Source organism: Acetobacter lovaniensis, assembly GCF_014207635.1.
GTDB lineage: Bacteria > Pseudomonadota > Alphaproteobacteria > Acetobacterales > Acetobacteraceae > Acetobacter > Acetobacter lovaniensis.
In genome coordinates this window covers 43,265-57,955 of record NZ_JACHIE010000011.1, presented here as the reverse complement: position 1 = coordinate 57,955, position 14,691 = coordinate 43,265, and the positions used below count along the sequence as shown (strand labels likewise).

Annotated in this window: 18 protein-coding genes, 1 tRNA gene and 1 pseudogene; 10 read left to right on the top strand and 10 right to left on the bottom strand. The window is 59.7% G+C overall.

Features of this window, described 5'->3' with window-relative positions; all coding sequences use genetic code 11:
- Positions 1-35: 35 nt before the first annotated feature.
- From hisH to ubiM, 7 genes and pseudogenes are all read left to right on the top strand, one after another.
- A complete protein-coding gene (hisH, locus tag HNR55_RS11940) occupies positions 36-692 on the top strand; it encodes an imidazole glycerol phosphate synthase subunit HisH (protein WP_166115714.1) in 657 nt (218 codons plus the stop codon).
- Positions 692-2,031 (top strand): annotated as a pseudogene (gene hisA, locus HNR55_RS17300) (1-(5-phosphoribosyl)-5-[(5-phosphoribosylamino)methylideneamino]imidazole-4-carboxamide isomerase). The gene hisH and the pseudogene hisA overlap by 1 nt, the downstream one beginning before the upstream one ends.
- The gene (hisF, locus tag HNR55_RS11930) at positions 2,025-2,813 is read left to right on the top strand and encodes an imidazole glycerol phosphate synthase subunit HisF (protein ID WP_166115712.1); all 789 of its coding nucleotides are present in this window, start codon (positions 2,025-2,027) and stop codon (positions 2,811-2,813) included. The pseudogene hisA and the gene hisF overlap by 7 nt, the downstream one beginning before the upstream one ends.
- Positions 2,810-3,292 carry a phosphoribosyl-ATP diphosphatase gene (locus HNR55_RS11925; RefSeq protein ID WP_166115710.1) on the top strand — a complete coding sequence of 161 codons (483 nt, stop codon included), beginning with the start codon at positions 2,810-2,812 and terminating at the stop codon, positions 3,290-3,292. The genes hisF and HNR55_RS11925 overlap by 4 nt, the downstream gene beginning before the upstream one ends.
- 6 nt (positions 3,293-3,298) lie before the next feature.
- Positions 3,299-3,673 (top strand): histidine triad nucleotide-binding protein, encoded by a 375-nt coding sequence (locus HNR55_RS11920; protein WP_086646532.1) that lies wholly within the window; start codon positions 3,299-3,301, stop codon positions 3,671-3,673.
- Between the two features lie 40 nt (positions 3,674-3,713).
- Positions 3,714-4,295, top strand: a complete 582-nt coding sequence (locus tag HNR55_RS11915; RefSeq protein WP_166115708.1) for a nitroreductase family protein — start codon at positions 3,714-3,716, stop codon at positions 4,293-4,295.
- Positions 4,296-4,298: 3 nt separating this feature from the next.
- Positions 4,299-5,492: a 5-demethoxyubiquinol-8 5-hydroxylase UbiM gene (gene ubiM / locus HNR55_RS11910; protein ID WP_166115705.1), complete on the top strand. Its 1,194-nt coding sequence runs from the start codon at positions 4,299-4,301 to the stop codon at positions 5,490-5,492.
- On the opposite strand, the gene HNR55_RS11905 is transcribed toward ubiM, so the two are convergent.
- Positions 5,482-5,949, bottom strand: a complete 468-nt coding sequence (locus HNR55_RS11905; RefSeq protein WP_166115703.1) for a DUF4186 domain-containing protein — start codon at positions 5,947-5,949, stop codon at positions 5,482-5,484. The two genes, ubiM and HNR55_RS11905, sit on opposite strands and share 11 nt — an antisense overlap.
- Before the next feature lie 8 nt (positions 5,950-5,957).
- Positions 5,958-6,410 carry an Ivy family c-type lysozyme inhibitor gene (locus HNR55_RS11900; protein WP_166115701.1) on the bottom strand — a complete coding sequence of 151 codons (453 nt, stop codon included), beginning with the start codon at positions 6,408-6,410 and terminating at the stop codon, positions 5,958-5,960.
- Between the two features lie 761 nt (positions 6,411-7,171).
- Between HNR55_RS11900 and HNR55_RS11895 the strand changes: the two genes are divergently transcribed.
- On the top strand, positions 7,172-7,441 hold the full coding sequence (locus HNR55_RS11895; RefSeq protein ID WP_025826862.1) for an HU family DNA-binding protein: 270 nt from the start codon (positions 7,172-7,174) through the stop codon (positions 7,439-7,441).
- Positions 7,442-7,531: 90 nt separating this feature from the next.
- Here HNR55_RS11895 and HNR55_RS11890 read toward each other — a convergent pair whose 3' ends face one another.
- The 6 genes from HNR55_RS11890 to HNR55_RS11865 all read right to left on the bottom strand — a co-directional run bounded on the left by HNR55_RS11890 (position 7,532) and on the right by HNR55_RS11865 (position 11,560).
- Positions 7,532-8,773, bottom strand: a complete 1,242-nt coding sequence (locus HNR55_RS11890) for an MFS transporter (RefSeq protein ID WP_166115699.1) — start codon at positions 8,771-8,773, stop codon at positions 7,532-7,534.
- A 243-nt stretch (positions 8,774-9,016) separates the two neighbouring features.
- Positions 9,017-9,091 (bottom strand) — tRNA-Gln (locus HNR55_RS11885).
- A gap of 69 nt (positions 9,092-9,160) precedes the next feature.
- On the bottom strand, positions 9,161-9,820 hold the full coding sequence (locus HNR55_RS11880) for a TetR family transcriptional regulator (protein WP_166115697.1): 660 nt from the start codon (positions 9,818-9,820) through the stop codon (positions 9,161-9,163).
- Positions 9,821-9,884: 64 nt separating this feature from the next.
- Complete coding sequence (gene proC, locus HNR55_RS11875; protein ID WP_166115695.1) at positions 9,885-10,706, bottom strand: pyrroline-5-carboxylate reductase; 822 nt, start codon at positions 10,704-10,706, stop codon at positions 9,885-9,887.
- Positions 10,707-10,708: 2 nt separating this feature from the next.
- Positions 10,709-11,209: a type III secretion system chaperone family protein gene (locus HNR55_RS11870; RefSeq protein ID WP_086646539.1), complete on the bottom strand. Its 501-nt coding sequence runs from the start codon at positions 11,207-11,209 to the stop codon at positions 10,709-10,711.
- 60 nt (positions 11,210-11,269) lie between these two features.
- On the bottom strand, positions 11,270-11,560 hold the full coding sequence (locus tag HNR55_RS11865; RefSeq protein ID WP_166115693.1) for an accessory factor UbiK family protein: 291 nt from the start codon (positions 11,558-11,560) through the stop codon (positions 11,270-11,272).
- A 422-nt stretch (positions 11,561-11,982) separates the two neighbouring features.
- On the opposite strand from HNR55_RS11865, the gene HNR55_RS11860 reads away from it, so the two are divergent.
- Complete coding sequence (locus HNR55_RS11860) at positions 11,983-12,897, top strand: DnaJ C-terminal domain-containing protein (RefSeq protein WP_166115691.1); 915 nt, start codon at positions 11,983-11,985, stop codon at positions 12,895-12,897.
- Positions 12,898-12,970: 73 nt separating this feature from the next.
- Here the strand turns inward: HNR55_RS11860 and HNR55_RS11855 are convergent, their stop codons facing one another.
- Positions 12,971-13,381 (bottom strand): hypothetical protein, encoded by a 411-nt coding sequence (locus HNR55_RS11855; protein WP_166115689.1) that lies wholly within the window; start codon positions 13,379-13,381, stop codon positions 12,971-12,973.
- Between the two features lie 176 nt (positions 13,382-13,557).
- On the opposite strand from HNR55_RS11855, the gene HNR55_RS11850 reads away from it, so the two are divergent.
- Positions 13,558-13,899: a hypothetical protein gene (locus HNR55_RS11850; protein ID WP_166115630.1), complete on the top strand. Its 342-nt coding sequence runs from the start codon at positions 13,558-13,560 to the stop codon at positions 13,897-13,899.
- Between the two features lie 28 nt (positions 13,900-13,927).
- On the opposite strand, the gene HNR55_RS11845 is transcribed toward HNR55_RS11850, so the two are convergent.
- Positions 13,928-14,680, bottom strand: coding sequence for a 2OG-Fe dioxygenase family protein (locus HNR55_RS11845; RefSeq protein ID WP_242005576.1), 753 nt, complete (start codon positions 14,678-14,680; stop codon positions 13,928-13,930).
- Between the last annotated feature and the right edge of the window lie 11 nt (positions 14,681-14,691).

Sequence of the window (14,691 nt, the reverse complement as noted above, 5' to 3'; positions counted from 1 at the left end):
ACGGTTTTCCGCACGATCAGAACCAGGAGGGTTTTATGGCCCAGCCTCTCTCCATTGCTGTTGTCGATTACGAAGGGGGCAATCTGGCCTCTGCCGCCCGGGCCGCCCTGCGCGCAGCCGAGCTTTCCGGCCTTGACGCTTCGGTGATCATTACCAACGAACCGGGCGAGGTCCGGCGCGCGGACCGTATTATCCTGCCCGGTCAGGGCGCATTTGCGGACTGCGCGCAGGGGCTGGAGGCCATTGCGGGTTTAAAGGACGCCATTTTGCAGGCTGTGGCAAAAGGCACGCCGTTTTTGGGAATCTGCGTTGGCATGCAGCTTATGGCCGAACGCGGGCTTGAGCATGGTGTAACCGAAGGTTTTGGCTGGATCGCGGGGGAAATCGCCCCTATGGAAGCCCCCGGTCTGCGCCTGCCGCAAATGGGCTGGAATGAACTGGAACTCCACCAGTCCCACCCGCTGACCCAGGGGCTGGGCCCAGCCCCGCATGGCTATTTTGTACACTCTTACGCCCTGCGCAACACCACGGATGATGTGCTGCTGGCCAGTGCGGATTATGGCGGCAGCGTGCCAGCCATTGTCTGCCGCAATAATGTGGCAGGCACACAGTTTCACGTGGAAAAAAGCCAGACCGTGGGGCTGAAGATTCTGGCGAACTTTTTAGCCTGGCAACCGGAAGCGACGTTCTGATGTCCCGCGTAACCCGCGTCCAGCGCATTCTGTCGCTGGAGGAAGATGACCTTCAGGCTTTGTGCGAGTCCGTGGATGCCGCCATTCTGGATGGCGGCGGGTTTGGCTGGTTGCAGCCACAGGGCCGGCAGGTGCTTGAGCGTTATTTCCGCGGTCTGCTGCTGGTGCCCGAGCGCATGCTGTTCGCCATCCGGCTGGATGGGGTTATTGTTGGCGGGGCCCAGCTTATTCGCGCCCCCCGCAATAACGAATTGCAGGCCATGTGCATTACCCTTGCCCACCTGTTTGTTGCACCGTACGCACGCAGGCGGGGGCTGGGGGCAGCCTTGTTGCGGGAGGTGGAAAATGCCGCACGCAACATGGGCTTCCGGGTGCTGAATGTGGATGTGTTGCAGACACAGACCGCAGCCATTGCACTTTTTGAAAAGACCGGGTTCCACATATGGGGCAAGCACCCGTTTTACGCCCGGGTGGGGGATGAGCTTGTATCGGGGCTGTTCCTTACCAAATGCCTCGATGATACCCTGCCTTTACAGTCCACCAAGACCCGTAACGAACAAGAAGCCAGCCACACGCCATGACCACATCCACGCCCTCCCGCCCGCTGACCCTCTACCCCGCCATTGACCTGAAGGATGGCGCGTGTGTGCGCCTGCGCCGTGGGGAAATGGACGACGCAACCGTTTATTCCGATAACCCCGGCGCACAGGCCACGGCATGGCAGGATGCAGGGTTTGAATGGCTGCATGTGGTGGATCTGAACGGTGCGTTTGCCGGGGCATCGGCTAACACACAGGCTGTGCGTTCCATTCTGGACGCCGCCCATGTGTCGGTTCAGCTTGGCGGTGGCCTGCGGGATATGGCCGCCATTGCCGCATGGCTGGAGGCGGGGATTACCCGCGTTATTCTGGGTTCGGTCGCGGTCAAGAACCCCGCTCTGGTGCGCGAGGCCTGCCGTGCCTTCCCCGGCCGTATTGTGGCCGGGATTGATGCGCGCTCCGGTCTGGTGGCGACCGAGGGCTGGGCGGAAGTGTCGGACATGCAGGCAACCGACCTTGCCCTGCGGATGCAGGATGCAGGGGTTGGCGCAATCATCTTTACCGAAATCAGCCGGGACGGCATGCTCGAAGGGCTGGATATTGAGCAGACCGTAGCGCTGGCCAACACCGTATCCATTCCCGTTATTGCCAGCGGGGGTGTGGGCAGCCTTGACCACCTTGCAGCTCTGCGCGAGGCGGCCAACACCACACCGGGCATAGAAGGTGTTATTGTTGGTCGCGCGCTGTATGATGGCCGCGTATCACCCTCACAAGCCCTGCGAGTGCTGAGCGGATGCTGAAGCTACGCGTTATTCCCTGTCTGGACGTAAAAAATGGCCGGGTGGTCAAGGGGGTCAACTTTGTTGCCCTGCGTGATGCGGGCGACCCGGTTGAGCAGGCAGCGGTGTACGATGCCGCCGGAGCCGATGAACTGACTTTTCTGGACATTACCGCCAGCCACGAAAACCGCGATACCATTCTGGATGTGGTGAGCCGTACTGCAGAAAAAATCTTCCTGCCCCTGACCGTGGGTGGGGGGGTGCGCACCACGGACGACATGCGCCGTCTGCTGCTGGCCGGGGCAGACAAATGCGCCATGAACTCGGCCGCCGTGACCCGCCCCGAACTGATTAACGAGGCCGCGCGCAAGTTTGGCAGCCAGTGTGTTGTGGTTGCGGTGGATGCCCGCCAGACCGCACCGGGCACGTGGGAGGTCTTTACCCATGGTGGCCGCACCCCAACGGGCATGAACGCCATAGACTGGTGCAGACAGGCTGCCGAGCGCGGCGCGGGTGAAATCCTGCTGACATCCATGGACCGTGATGGCACGGGCAGCGGGTTTGATCTGGACCTGCTGCGCGCGGCAACACAGGCGGTGCGCCTGCCTATTGTGGCTTCTGGTGGTGTTGGCACGCTCGACCATTTTGTGGAAGGAGCCCGGGCCGGGGCAACAGGGTTGCTGGCCGCCAGTGTTTTCCATTTTGGGCAGTTTACCGTTTCTCAGGTCAAACAGGCTTTGACCCAGGCCGGACTGCCGGTTCGTCCTTCCCCCGCTCCTTTTCAGGTCAGTCAGACGTCATGATCAAAAAAGCTCCGTCAAAAGCCACTGCCAAAGCCGAGACCAAAACCGTCAAGGCTAAAAAAACCAAGGTGGCAGAAACCCGCAAGCTCCCCCCGCTGTCCAATGGGGCAGATGCTTTTGTGCTCAACCGGCTGTATGACGTTGTGCAAAGCCGCAAGAACGCGGACCCCGCAGTAAGCCATTCGGCTCGCCTGCTCTCACGCGGTACCTACAAGATCGCGCAGAAGTTTGGTGAGGAAGCAGTGGAATGCCTGATCGAAGCCGTGGCAGGCCGCACCAGCCTGCTGGTGGGGGAAAGTGCCGATGTGCTGTACCACCTGATTGTCATGTGGGTGAATGCAGGCATTACGCCAGATGAGGTCTGGGCCGAACTGGCCCGGCGTGAAGGCACAAGCGGCATTGCCGAAAAAGCTTCCCGCCCCAAAGTGTCGCTGCCCCCATCCGGCGCAACCGCATCAGACGCAACAGAACAGGACTGACCGACCATGGCTGTGACCGGCAAAGGCCCTTACGACCAGCAGAATATTTTTGCGAAGATCCTGCGTGGTGAAATCCCGTGCAAACCCGTTTTTGAAAACGACTGGGTACTGGCCTTTGAGGACATTGCTCCCAAAGCCCCGGTGCATGTGCTGATTATTCCCAAAAAGCCGTATGTCTCGTTCATGGATTTCAGCAAGACCGCTCCGGCGGAAGAAATTGCCGGGGTCATGCGCGCAGCCGGGCAGATTGCCCACACTCTGGGGCTGGAAGAAAACGGCTACAGGCTGATTACCAACGCAGGCACCAATTCGGGGCAGGAAGTCCCGCATTTTCACCTGCACCTCATGGGGGGTGGCCCGCTTCCGGCGTTCCCACAATAACGCGGCTTAACGCCCCCTTTTGCAACAAAGGCACCAGATCATGACGCCTATGGACATGCTTCTCTCCCGCGCCTCTACCGACCGGCTGCGGGACCCGGCTCCTTCGCCCGAGCAGTTGATGGCTATTCTGGGCACGGCCATGCGCGCACCCGACCATGGTCGGGTTCAGCCATGGCGTTATGTTGTGATCGAGGGGCAGGACCGCCCTGCTCTGGCCGAGCGTATTGTGGCCAGCATGGCGCGCGTGGAGCCAGAAGCCCCCGCTGCCAAAATTGAAAAACGCCGCACCCGTTTTGCCTCCATGCCCATGATTATTGCTCTGGGCATGCACCTGCAGCCCGAGCATAAAATTCCGCTCTGGGAGCAGGAAATGTGCGTGGCCGCAGGGGCCATGAACATTCTCAACGCCCTGTATGCAACGGGTTTTGGTGGCGTATGGGTTTCCGGCGCACTGGTGGAGGACGCCGTTCTGGCGGCCGAGCTGGGGTTGAGTCGGCTGGCGGGCTTTTTGTTTGTGGGTACGCCAGATGGTGCACAGCCTACACCCAAGCGAGCCGACCCCGCCCTGTTTACCGCGCGCTGGCACGGCCAGCCCGTAACCTTTGGCGCAGACAAGGACTAACCCATGTCCGACATACAGCAGACAGACGTTGCCGTTATTGGTGGTGGTCCGGTCGGGCTGGCCACGGCTCTTCTTATGGCGCGTGGTGGTCTTTCGGTAACCGTTCTGGAACGCGCTCCGCTTGATATCTGGTCCGAACCCGGCTTTGACGGGCGCGAAATTGCCCTGACCCATCACTCTGTCCGCCTGCTTGAACAGACCGGCGCATGGGCTCACATTCCGCAGGCGGTTGTTTGCCCGCTCAAGGAAGCACGGATTGAAACAGGCAGTTTCCGGCACCCGCTCACGTTTGACACGCGGGGCGAAGGGGTGGATGCGCTGGGCTGGCTGGTTTCCAACAACCAGATCCGTCGCGGCCTGTTTGCTGCGGCACAGTATATGCCCAACATTACTCTCCAGCCCGGCACGGCGGTGCAGACCATCCGGCAGGGGCAGGATTACGCGGCGGTCCACCACACGGGCGGGCAGGTGAATGCAAAACTGGTTGTTGCGGCAGACGGGCGGTTTTCCCCCACCCGGCAGCGGGCTGGGATTGGCGCAATTGTGCACGATTTTGGCAGGTCCATGATGGTCTGCCGCATGGCGCACGAATCCCCCCACCATAATGTTGCGCTCCAGTGGTTTGATGAGGGGCAGACAATCGCCCTGCTGCCCGTTAACGGCATGGCCTCCTCCCTTGTGCTGACCCTGCCCCCGCAGGAGATTGAGGCACTGGTCCATATGCCGCGTGAGGCATTTAATGCCGAAATCATGCGCCGTGTAGGTAACCGGCTTGGGGCCATGCGGCTTGTCAGCACCCGGCATGTGTATCCGCTCAAAGGCGTTTACGCGCACAGGTTTACAGCCCGCAGGCTGGCACTGGTGGGGGATGCAGCGGTTGGCATGCACCCGATTACGGCACACGGGTTTAATCTGGGCCTGAAAGGGCAGGACATACTGGCCCGGCAGGTGCTGGCAGCGGTTGCGAATAATGGGGATGCAGGCAACCCCGCGGCCCTGCGCGCATTTGAGCGCCAGCACCGCAAGGCAACGGCGCTACTGTTTGCGGGCACAAACGGGATTGCCTCGCTCTATACCCATGATGGCCCTCCCTTCCGCCAGATCCGTGAAGGGTGTCTGCGTATGGCGGACAGGTTCGCTCCCTTCAAAAAGGCGGTGACATCCCTGTTAATGGACCGTCAGCCCTCTACCCCCTGAGCCGGAGGGCGGCAGGTTTACGGGTTTTGCGGGCTGGTTGCGGTGTGTCCGGCCGTGCCAGTTCCCCTGCCAGCCAGTGGGCCAGTACGCTGAGAATATAGTCCTGTTCCGCTTCATTCAGCTGGCGGCCGGATGGCAGCGCATGCCATTTGGCCAGACAGGAGCGGCAGCACGTTCCCGTGGCATGCTGGGCTACAAAAACCGGGTGTCCCTTCCACGGTGTCTGCCGTCCGTCTTTGAGTGGTGCTGCCGGGGCCAGGCGGCGGGCTATGAAATCCTGCCCATGCTCCAGCACCAGCGGCAAACCTTTTTCCCGCAGATACGCCCTATCCTGCGCATTGAGATGAAAACGCTGCCTGAACGCGGAACGCGCCAGTTTTTCCCACAACTCTGGTGGCACCACAGCGTGTGGCGCCACAGTCCGGCGCGGGAAAAGGTCATCCTGAAAAAAAGTCATACCCTGCTTTATGGGGTTGGCTGGCCTGTTTTTCCAGCGGCAGGGCTATTGCAGCCGGGATGTTCGGGGTTGTTGGTCGCATAAGCGGCCCTGAGTGCCGCCAGAATGGGGGCAGATGGTTCACCCAGTGGCATCTGGTACAAGGCGCCATTGGTGACAACAGACAGGAACCCCCATGCCTTATGGCCATCTGGGGTAAAGAGCACCTCCATCTGGTAGTCCGCACAGTCATGGGGTTTGCACAGGTGCCCCAGCAGGTAGGGCTTGCCATCAATGCTTGTTTTTTCAACCGGGACCGAGGTCGCCTTTAACGCCGAGACCCACGGGGGCAGGGTGCTCATGGCATGGTATGCGGGGGCGAAGGCTGGCTGTGCGGCAAATTCCGCGGTAACGGGAAGATCCGCTGCCAGAGCAGGCGTCGCCAGACCAAGAGCAGACAGTAAAAGGAGGGAAAAACGCATGGTTGCACCTCATGAACTCTGTTTGCCACAATAACAGCATCATATCCGTTCTGTATCTGGCTTATGGAGCAGACTATGCCTGTATTATGATCAGATAAGGGCAATAAATGCACGGACAGTTTTTTGCATCATGCCATAAATTCTGACCGAATTGTTCCCGTTAATATTAAGTTAACTTTGGCGGACTCCATCATTTACAAAGTTCGGAATCCCCGGAAAAAACGGGGACAGGTATATTGCCGAAAAAAAAAGATGTAGGCATCTGCTTGCGTAACCGGCCATGGCATGGAGTTCCGGTGCCTATGATTGAAGAAACTTCATTATTTATAAATGGTATTTTCAAAAATAAATCGTCATATGCAAACACTGTGGCTCTGTGGTTGTTGCATCAGGCCAGAGGTGTCGCTTTTATCCGCACAAGAAATGATCTGAGTCATTGAATGTGTTCTGCCAGTTGTCATGTTATTTATGGTTAGGAATTATGTAATAGTATAAGGGAGTTTTGTAACAGCTTGAGGGAATAGTGCGGGTTTTTCGGTATGCACAGCCAGCACACCGTGCCTGTGGGCGGGTGGGAGGTGTGTGTCTGTAAAGACACAGATTCTGTTTCTGCTGTTCCCATCGGGAGGAATCGAAAAAAGATATATTTTTATGTTGGTAATTTTTAAGAAATGTGATTACAAGCCGTTAAAGCCTTTTAGGCATATCCGTTCAATAATTGTCATGTACAAAATTCTGTCTGAGAGGGAGCCAGTAACTCTATGAGCAAGGCCTTTATTGCAGCAGTGATTCAGGATTCGATCAACTGCACAGGGGTTGCCGCCAATCAGGCAGCGAATGACCTTATTGATGCTATTGTTGTCGAACTCAAGCGTGAGGGTGGGTTTACCCTGCCGTCCTTTGGCACGTTTACAGTCCGCAAAACCAAGGCCCGCAAGGCGCTTAACCCCCGCACGGGTGAGCCGGTCAAGGTCAAGGCTGGTAAAACGGTGCGGTTTAAAGCCAGCCCCAATCTTAAAAAAGCTGTCTGAACACCAAAGCCATACCGGCCTTTAGGGGCCGGTGGTCATGCAAGGAGCCGCACCGGTCTTTTGGTGCGGCTTTTTTTTATTGTTCGGGGTTTATACTGTATCGGTTGTAATATCTTCCAGCCTGTCCAGCTTGCGCAGGCCGGGGAACAGACCCATCCATATGCCTGTTACAACCAGTGTGCCAATGCCTCCCAGCACAACGGCGGCAACCGGGCCCATAACAGCAGCCAGCATCCCGCTTTCAAATTCGCCCAACTGGTTGGATGACCCGATAAAAAGCATGTTCACGGCAGATACGCGGCCGCGCATTTCGTCCGGTGTGCCAAGCTGGACCAGTGCGCCACGGACCATAACGCTCACCACATCCGCCCCGCCCAGAATGGCCAGCATCAGCACGGATACGGCTATGGAGTGCGAAAAACCGAACAGAATGGTCGCTACGCCAAAAATGGCTACGGCGGCAAACATCCACCGCCCGGCATGTCGGCCCAGCGGATGGCGGGCCAGAACCGCGGCAACAAGTAAGGCGCCAATGGCAGGGGCAGCCCGCAACAGCCCAAGCCCCCACGGCCCGGCATGCAGGATATCCGTGGCAAAAATGGGCAGCATGGCCGTGGCCCCGCCCAGAAGAACGGCAAACAGATCAAGCGAGATCGCACCCAGCATGGTGGGTTTGCGCCGCAGGAAGGCAATACCGCCAAAAACAGCGGCCAGAGTCGCTGGCTGCCGTGGCCGGACCGGGCTTGTGATGACCATGGACCAGGTTGCGAGTGCTGCTACGGCAAAGCTGATTGCACAGAGCGAATAGCAAACCCCCGCACCCAGACCGTACAAAAGTCCGCCCAGAGATGGCCCGGCAATGCTTGCGACCTGAAAGAGGGAAGCAGAGAGCGCTGTGGCACGGGGGAACAGGGCTGGCGGCACAATGGAGGGCAGGAAGGTCTGTTGGGCAGGCATTTCGAACGCCTTGCAGGTACCAAATATGGCAACCAGCCCGTAAATCATGGTGGCGTTCAACTGGTGCGTAAAAGAGGCATAGGCCATGAACACCGCCGCCAGAAGCTCTATGCTCTGGCAGGCGAGCACAATGCGCTGGCGGTTGTGCTGGTCTGCCGCATGCCCTGCAGGGAAGATAAACGCCACCATGGGCAGGAACTGCGCCAGCCCCACAAACCCCAGGGCCGCGGCACTATGGGTGAGGGCATAAACCTGCCAGCCAACGGCGACGGCCTGCACCTGCCCGGCAAAGGCGGACAAGGCCCGCGCGCCAATAACGGCGGCCAGACCGGGGTGACGCAAAAGGGAGGATGAAGGGGCAGGGGCATCAGGCATGGCAAAAACTGTGTCGTATCCGGGAGCAGAAAAAGGGCGGGACTAAAAAGCACTCTGTTCAGGCATGAATGCGCATGCACACCCGCAGGGCTAATCAAAAATATCGTATTGGTAAAAACGGATGCGCTATGGCCCGCCTGATGTGGGGGCATGGCGTGTGGTGGAACAGGTTAAGACAACCGTACCCTTCCACAAGACCGGGAAGGGCCGCAACGACTGGTTTGTCGGAGGGGAAACAGGTTCTGGCTGGGGCGGGAGGATTCGAACCTCCGCGTGGCGGAATCAAAATCCGCTGCCTTACCGCTTGGCTACGCCCCAATGGCCTGAACTGCCTGCGCTCCTTTTAAGCCAAACAGGGTTCGGTCGTAAAGGCCGCTTGTCGCAAAATTAGCCGCGCGGGGCTGATATTGTGGCCTGCGTAAAGCTTGCATCCATGTCGGCCACATCGTCCAGGTCGGCCAGTCCGTCCTGATGGGTGTTCGCGTCCGCTCCGGTGGGGAACAGGCCAAAGCGCCCGGCCTTGTCCAGTGCCTGATCAAGAGCAGCCATGGTGCTGCCCATATCGGGGCTTTCGTCCTTTTCCCAGACGCGCAGGGTGTGGGTCCATACGGCTACCAGCATGTTCACGTGCACAAAGCCAGACACGCCATTGGTGTTTATGCCTGCGGCATCAGCCATCCAGCGCATGCTCTCCACCGTTGCCCCTCCGAGCAGCAGGGTCAGGACCGGGTCCATGGGCAGGGAGCGCAAAACGGACTGCAATCCATCTCGATACTGCTGGAACACATCCAGCCTGCGCATCAGCAGGTCAAACAGCCGCTCGCGCGCGGTGCCACAGAGCATGTCGTCCGCTAACGCCACATCATCGGCCATACGGCCAAGACGGAGCAGGATACTGGCCTTGAGGGGGAAGCGCTGCCGGGCTTCAGGCAGGGGCAACCCTGCCTCGCGCGCTGCTGCCAGCACGGTTACGGAATTCCAGCCCCGGTCCTGAGCCAGTGTCAGGGCTGCCGAGACAAGGGCTGTGTCAAAGTCGTCATTATCCATATCAAAGACCTGTCGCATGAGCGGTAAATGGCTTGGCGGAGTGGTGCCGACAAAGCAGGAAAGGCTAGCTGGCCAGTTCCCTTGCGCGGTGTACGGCAGCGGCAATGGCGGCGGAGGTGGTTGCAGGCCATGCCTGCGGGGCCATCATCACCTTTAAGGCTTCAGCCGTGGTGCCGCCGGGGCTGGTTACGTTGCGGCGCAGTTCCTGAGCATCGGTCGGCAGAGTATGCAGCATGCAGCCTGCGCCATACAGGGTGCCACGGGCCAGCTTGCGGGCAACATCGGCGGGCAAGCCCTGCTCCACGCCTGCTTTTTCCAGCAGTTCGGCCATTAAAAACACATAGGCCGGACCACTGCCGGAAATGGCAGCAACGGAGTCGATCAGCCCTTCCTCGGCCACCCATACGGTTTCCCCCACGGCACAGAGCAGGGCATTACAATGGGATTTCTGTTCCGCTGTGGCGTTGGGGGGGGCATATAGCCCGCTCATGCCCGCCCCCAGCGCACAGGGCGTGTTGGGCATGGAGCGGATAATAACCGGGTTGGCCTGCGGGTTGGCCTGCACATAGATGTCGTGCAGGCTGGCAATGGTCCGCCCCGCCATGACCGAAAGCAGCGTTGCCTGCCCAAAACGCTGGGCCAGTTCGGCCAGCACGGGGTTGGCCTTCTGCGGTTTAACCGCAACAATAATCACGTCCGGCGTAAAGCTGGCGGGAACATCCTGTATGCTCTGCACCACCGTGTGGGGGGCTGGCAGGTCTGCAAGGTGGCGGTCAATAATGACGGAGGGGGCCAGCCCGGCCTTGAGCCAGCCTTCAAGCATGGCACCACCCATTTTGCCGCACCCGACAAGCAGGATGGAGGGAAGGGGAAAACGCTCAGTCATGTTCATGCCTCTCCATGGCAGTCCAGCATGGCCGAAGCCAGTGCATCTGCCGCACTCAACCCACCGGTCAGGAAAAAGCGCAGGGCCGGATAAAACCGCTCGCACTCGGTCAGGGCGATGTCGATCATGTCTTCAAAAATGTCGGTTGCGGTTTCCGTGCCACGCAGGAGCAGGGCGTGACGGAACAGCAGCACCCCATCTTCCGTATCGACGCTAAAATGGCCGACCCATACCTGCTCGTTGGCAAGCCCTATCAGCTCGTACAGGGCCAGCCGCATGTCCGGGCTTACGCGCAGGTCAAAGGCGCAGGTAAACAGAATGGTGCCCAGCTCGGCCGACCACGAAAAAAACAATCCGTAGTCGCACCATCTGGCCGGGGCTTCGGCCGCCATTTCGGTCGGGGTGCAGCGGTCAAAGGTCCACCCATGCCCGGCAATGACCTGTTCCATCAGGTCCAGCGGGTTGGTGGGTGGGGTGGTGGAGCCGGTTGTCAGGGCTGGCATGGCATGACTCCCGTGCCTGCGGTCAAAAACAAAAACGGGACAAAGGGCGCGCGTGGTCTTTTAGTGCGCGCCGCCCTTGTGGGTGCTGGTCAGGTGCTGTTCCAGTGCTTTTATCCGCGTTTCCAGTGCGGCCAGCCGGCGTTCGGCTTCTTCCTGGCCAATGCGGGCCTGTGCGGCCAGTTCGCGCATGACTTCAAATTCTTCACGGCGGACAACCTGCAGGCTGGTCAGCACTTCGTCCACACGGCTGCGGACAATGGCGTTCATTTCTTCACGCACACCGGTCAGCGCGGATACGGCACCTCCGGCAACACCTGCAAGATCATCAAAAAAGCGCGGTCTGTCAGCCATGCGGGGGTCTCCAATCAATCCGTTATGAGCAACCAGCAGCCTGCTGCTGTCTGGTGTGGCGCTCTTATGGTTCCGACTTTATAGAGAATAAAGGCCCAGCCGGACAGAGGCCATGCCCCGGTTTCCATTTTTGTGGTGCAGTTTATCTGTCGGGCGTACATGGGGCTTTCTCTGGCTCTCCATTGACCGCTTGGAGTCTCGTTCCCATTATTAGGGATAATAGTTGCAAAAACGGTGCGCGCAGCCAACACACTTTGGGCAGGCGCGCAGTGTGGTATGGAGACACTCTGTATAATGACAACAGTCTTGGGGGAGGCTTTTTGTACCCCCCGCCTGAACGCATGCTCTGGGGCGGCGGCTGGCTGTGGGTGGCGCAGGATGCCGCCCGGTAATGGTAACAGGATGGGGGAAGGGACGGCTGCATGAGCGATCGTGATCCGTATTCAGTATTAGGTATTGCCAGAACAGCCAGTCAGGATGACATCCGCAAGGCGTACCGCAAGCTGGCCAAAAAATATCATCCGGACCTGAACCCCGGCGATAAAAAGGCCGAAGAGGAGTTCAAGGCGCTCAATCAGGCCAATGACCTGTTGTCCGACGCGGACAAGCGCGCGCGTTTTGACCGGGGCGAGATTGATGCCTCGGGGCAGGAACGCCACCCCGGTTTTGGGGCTGGTGGTTTTGGCGGCGGCGGCTTTGGCGGTGCAGGCGGGTTCCGCCCCGGTGGCGCTGGCATGGGCGGTTTTCAGGAAGAAGACCTGAGCGACCTGTTCGGCGGCATGTTTGGCGGGGGTGCCCGCGCGCGCCGTGCTGGCCCGCGCAAGGGGGCGGACAGATCCTTTGCGCTGAATGTCAGTTTTCTGGACGCGGTGAATGGCGCCACGTCGCGCGTGAACCTGCCAGATGGCGCAACGCTGGATGTGCGTATTCCCCCCGGTATGGAGGATGGCAAGGTTCTGCGCCTGCGTGGCAAGGGCATGCCCGGCGTGCAGGGTGGCCCCGCAGGGGATGCGCTGATTACGGTGACCGTACTGCCCGACGCCACCTTTACGCGCGAAGGCTCCGACCTGCGGGAAACCCTGCCCGTGGACCTGAAAACCGCAGTGCTGGGCGGTCCCATTATGGTGCCAACCCCCACAGGCACGGTTAAGATGAACGTACCCGCAGGCTCCGATACCGGCACCGTGCTGCGCCTGCGTGGCAAGGGTGTGCAGGCCCATGGGGGCAGGGAGGCGGGGAATCTTTACGTGCGGCTGGAGGTCAAGGTTGGCAAGGCCGATGCCGCACTGGAGGCTTTTCTAAAGGACTGGACGCCAGAGGGCGCGGTGAACGCATGATGCGCGCCCCGCCTCCCGCCCATCAAAGCGTGCGGGAGGCGTGATCTGGCGGACCCGCAGGCCAGTCAGTGGCTTACGGGTCGTTGCGGTACAGGGGAACGTCCACCTTGTGCCCGTTTTTGCTGGTGATCAGGATATGCCCCGCGTTGGGGGAGATCAGGGTCATGGTCATGGTTGTGCCATTCTGGCTGCCAGACCAGGATGAACCTGTTTTCTGGGCAAGGCTGAAGCGGCTTTCACCAATATTAGAGGCGTAGACTTCGGGGACAGTGACCAAAAGCCGGGCGGCCGGGCCCATGGCCTTGTTCCCTGCAACCGTAAAGGCTGGCACCTCGGCGCGCACGGTCCATGAGCCCATAAAGGTGGCCATGGGGTAAGAGGCGGCAGCCGTGGAGGCCTGTGCAGGGGCTGTTGTGTGGGGGGCGGCCATTGCGGGTGCTGCGGCCAGCCCCAGCATGGCGGAACAAAGAAGAATATGTTTCATGTCTGTTTCCATAGCAAAAAATCAGCTCCGGTCTATGTGGCGTGTTTGGTCTGGTGCCGTCCAGTGCTGGCTCCGTGGGGCAGATGCCCTGAATGGCTTGACGAACCTTCATGACAGGATCAAGAAAAAACAGGATCCTTTCCGGTCTGCATGATAATTACGTGGAGAACAGCATCATGAGTGAGCAGGAAACACAAGGCCGTGTTGACGGAGCCTCTCCTCTGTACGATGGGCAGTCTTCCGCAGTGCAGGCCGGTCAGCAGGGGGATGGAACGCCATCTGCCGTGACTGGTGGTGCCACGGTGCACACGCAGACGCACGAGGCGCTGGCCAAGCCGGTGCATGTGCTGCCTGCCTCCAGGCCAGACACCCCTGCTCCGGTTCAGAACCCCGTTACCCCGCCTGCCAATGACTCGGGAATGACGTTCAAGGAATTGTCCCAGATGGCGGGAGCAATGGTTTTTGTCATCGGCTTTGTAGCCCTTGGGCTGCACGCCATTTATTACGCAGGATACTAGGGCGGCCTGTTCAGGGCCGCCGTTCCGCCTATTCGTGGCGGAGGGTGACGACCAGTACATCGCGGTAAGCCGGGCGGCTGGGGTCCACGGGCTGTACCGGGGTTACGCCATGGTAAACCCTGTTGTCATTCACAACGGCTGTGTCCATGGGGTTGGTCAGGGTAAAGCTGCCAACCTGTTTGTGGCTGAGGTCGTGGATGGATGTTTCCCCCTGTGCCACGTTCTCCCGCCTTACCATCACGACAAAAACCCAGTCCACGCCATCACGGTGCAGCCCTTCAGGCGTTGGGTGGCCGAGCGCATCTGGCCGGGCTTCAATACGGAACTGATGTATTTCCGTATGCCATGCGTTGGGCCTGCGCTCTGCGGGGGTCAGGTCCGTTACCACACGCAGGGCCAGCCGTAATATGGCCATAAGTGCCGGGTGTTCGCCAAGGGCGGGCAGCACGGGTTTGAACCAGCGCTCCACGCCCCCATTGAGGGTATTGTAATCCCGGCTCTGGTAGTGGGGCTGGTGTGGTTTGCGTGTCACTGCGTCCAGTGTCAGCGAGAACGTGGCGTAGCGCCTGCGCCGGTAGCGCCCGCCATCGGCCATGTAACGGTCCACGCCCAGATCGTTCCAGCTTGCGGCAAAATCCTCCCATCCCCGCAGGCCTCCGGCCTCCAGCACGGCCTGCATGGCCTGTGCCTGAAGGAAGGCAAAGCCGTCCTTCGCCAGAGGGGTTTCCAGACTCTGGATAATCGTGTCCGCAAGGGTGTTGGTAAACATGGGCTCGGACATGGGATGGGCCT

Excerpts from the sequence above, each read along its gene's own strand:
- HNR55_RS11850 (WP_166115630.1), top strand. The coding sequence starts at position 13,558 with ATGAGTGAGCAGGAAACACAAGGCCGTGTTGACGGAGCCTCTCCTCTG.
- HNR55_RS11925 (WP_166115710.1), top strand. The coding sequence starts at position 2,810 with ATGATCAAAAAAGCTCCGTCAAAAGCCACTGCCAAAGCCGAGACCAAA.
- HNR55_RS11905 (WP_166115703.1), bottom strand. The coding sequence starts at position 5,949 with ATGACTTTTTTTCAGGATGACCTTTTCCCGCGCCGGACTGTGGCGCCA.
- HNR55_RS11845 (WP_242005576.1), bottom strand. The coding sequence starts at position 14,680 with ATGTCCGAGCCCATGTTTACCAACACCCTTGCGGACACGATTATCCAG.
- ubiM (WP_166115705.1), top strand. The coding sequence starts at position 4,299 with ATGTCCGACATACAGCAGACAGACGTTGCCGTTATTGGTGGTGGTCCG.
- HNR55_RS11890 (WP_166115699.1), bottom strand. The coding sequence starts at position 8,773 with ATGCCTGATGCCCCTGCCCCTTCATCCTCCCTTTTGCGTCACCCCGGT.
- proC (WP_166115695.1), bottom strand. The coding sequence starts at position 10,706 with ATGACTGAGCGTTTTCCCCTTCCCTCCATCCTGCTTGTCGGGTGCGGC.
- HNR55_RS11860 (WP_166115691.1), top strand. The coding sequence starts at position 11,983 with ATGAGCGATCGTGATCCGTATTCAGTATTAGGTATTGCCAGAACAGCC.
- hisF (WP_166115712.1), top strand. The coding sequence starts at position 2,025 with ATGCTGAAGCTACGCGTTATTCCCTGTCTGGACGTAAAAAATGGCCGG.
- HNR55_RS11920 (WP_086646532.1), top strand. The coding sequence starts at position 3,299 with ATGGCTGTGACCGGCAAAGGCCCTTACGACCAGCAGAATATTTTTGCG.
- HNR55_RS11915 (WP_166115708.1), top strand. The coding sequence starts at position 3,714 with ATGACGCCTATGGACATGCTTCTCTCCCGCGCCTCTACCGACCGGCTG.
- HNR55_RS11880 (WP_166115697.1), bottom strand. The coding sequence starts at position 9,820 with ATGGATAATGACGACTTTGACACAGCCCTTGTCTCGGCAGCCCTGACA.
- HNR55_RS11900 (WP_166115701.1), bottom strand. The coding sequence starts at position 6,410 with ATGCGTTTTTCCCTCCTTTTACTGTCTGCTCTTGGTCTGGCGACGCCT.
- HNR55_RS11855 (WP_166115689.1), bottom strand. The coding sequence starts at position 13,381 with ATGAAACATATTCTTCTTTGTTCCGCCATGCTGGGGCTGGCCGCAGCA.
- HNR55_RS11870 (WP_086646539.1), bottom strand. The coding sequence starts at position 11,209 with ATGCCAGCCCTGACAACCGGCTCCACCACCCCACCCACCAACCCGCTG.
- hisH (WP_166115714.1), top strand. The coding sequence starts at position 36 with ATGGCCCAGCCTCTCTCCATTGCTGTTGTCGATTACGAAGGGGGCAAT.
- HNR55_RS11895 (WP_025826862.1), top strand. The coding sequence starts at position 7,172 with ATGAGCAAGGCCTTTATTGCAGCAGTGATTCAGGATTCGATCAACTGC.
- HNR55_RS11865 (WP_166115693.1), bottom strand. The coding sequence starts at position 11,560 with ATGGCTGACAGACCGCGCTTTTTTGATGATCTTGCAGGTGTTGCCGGA.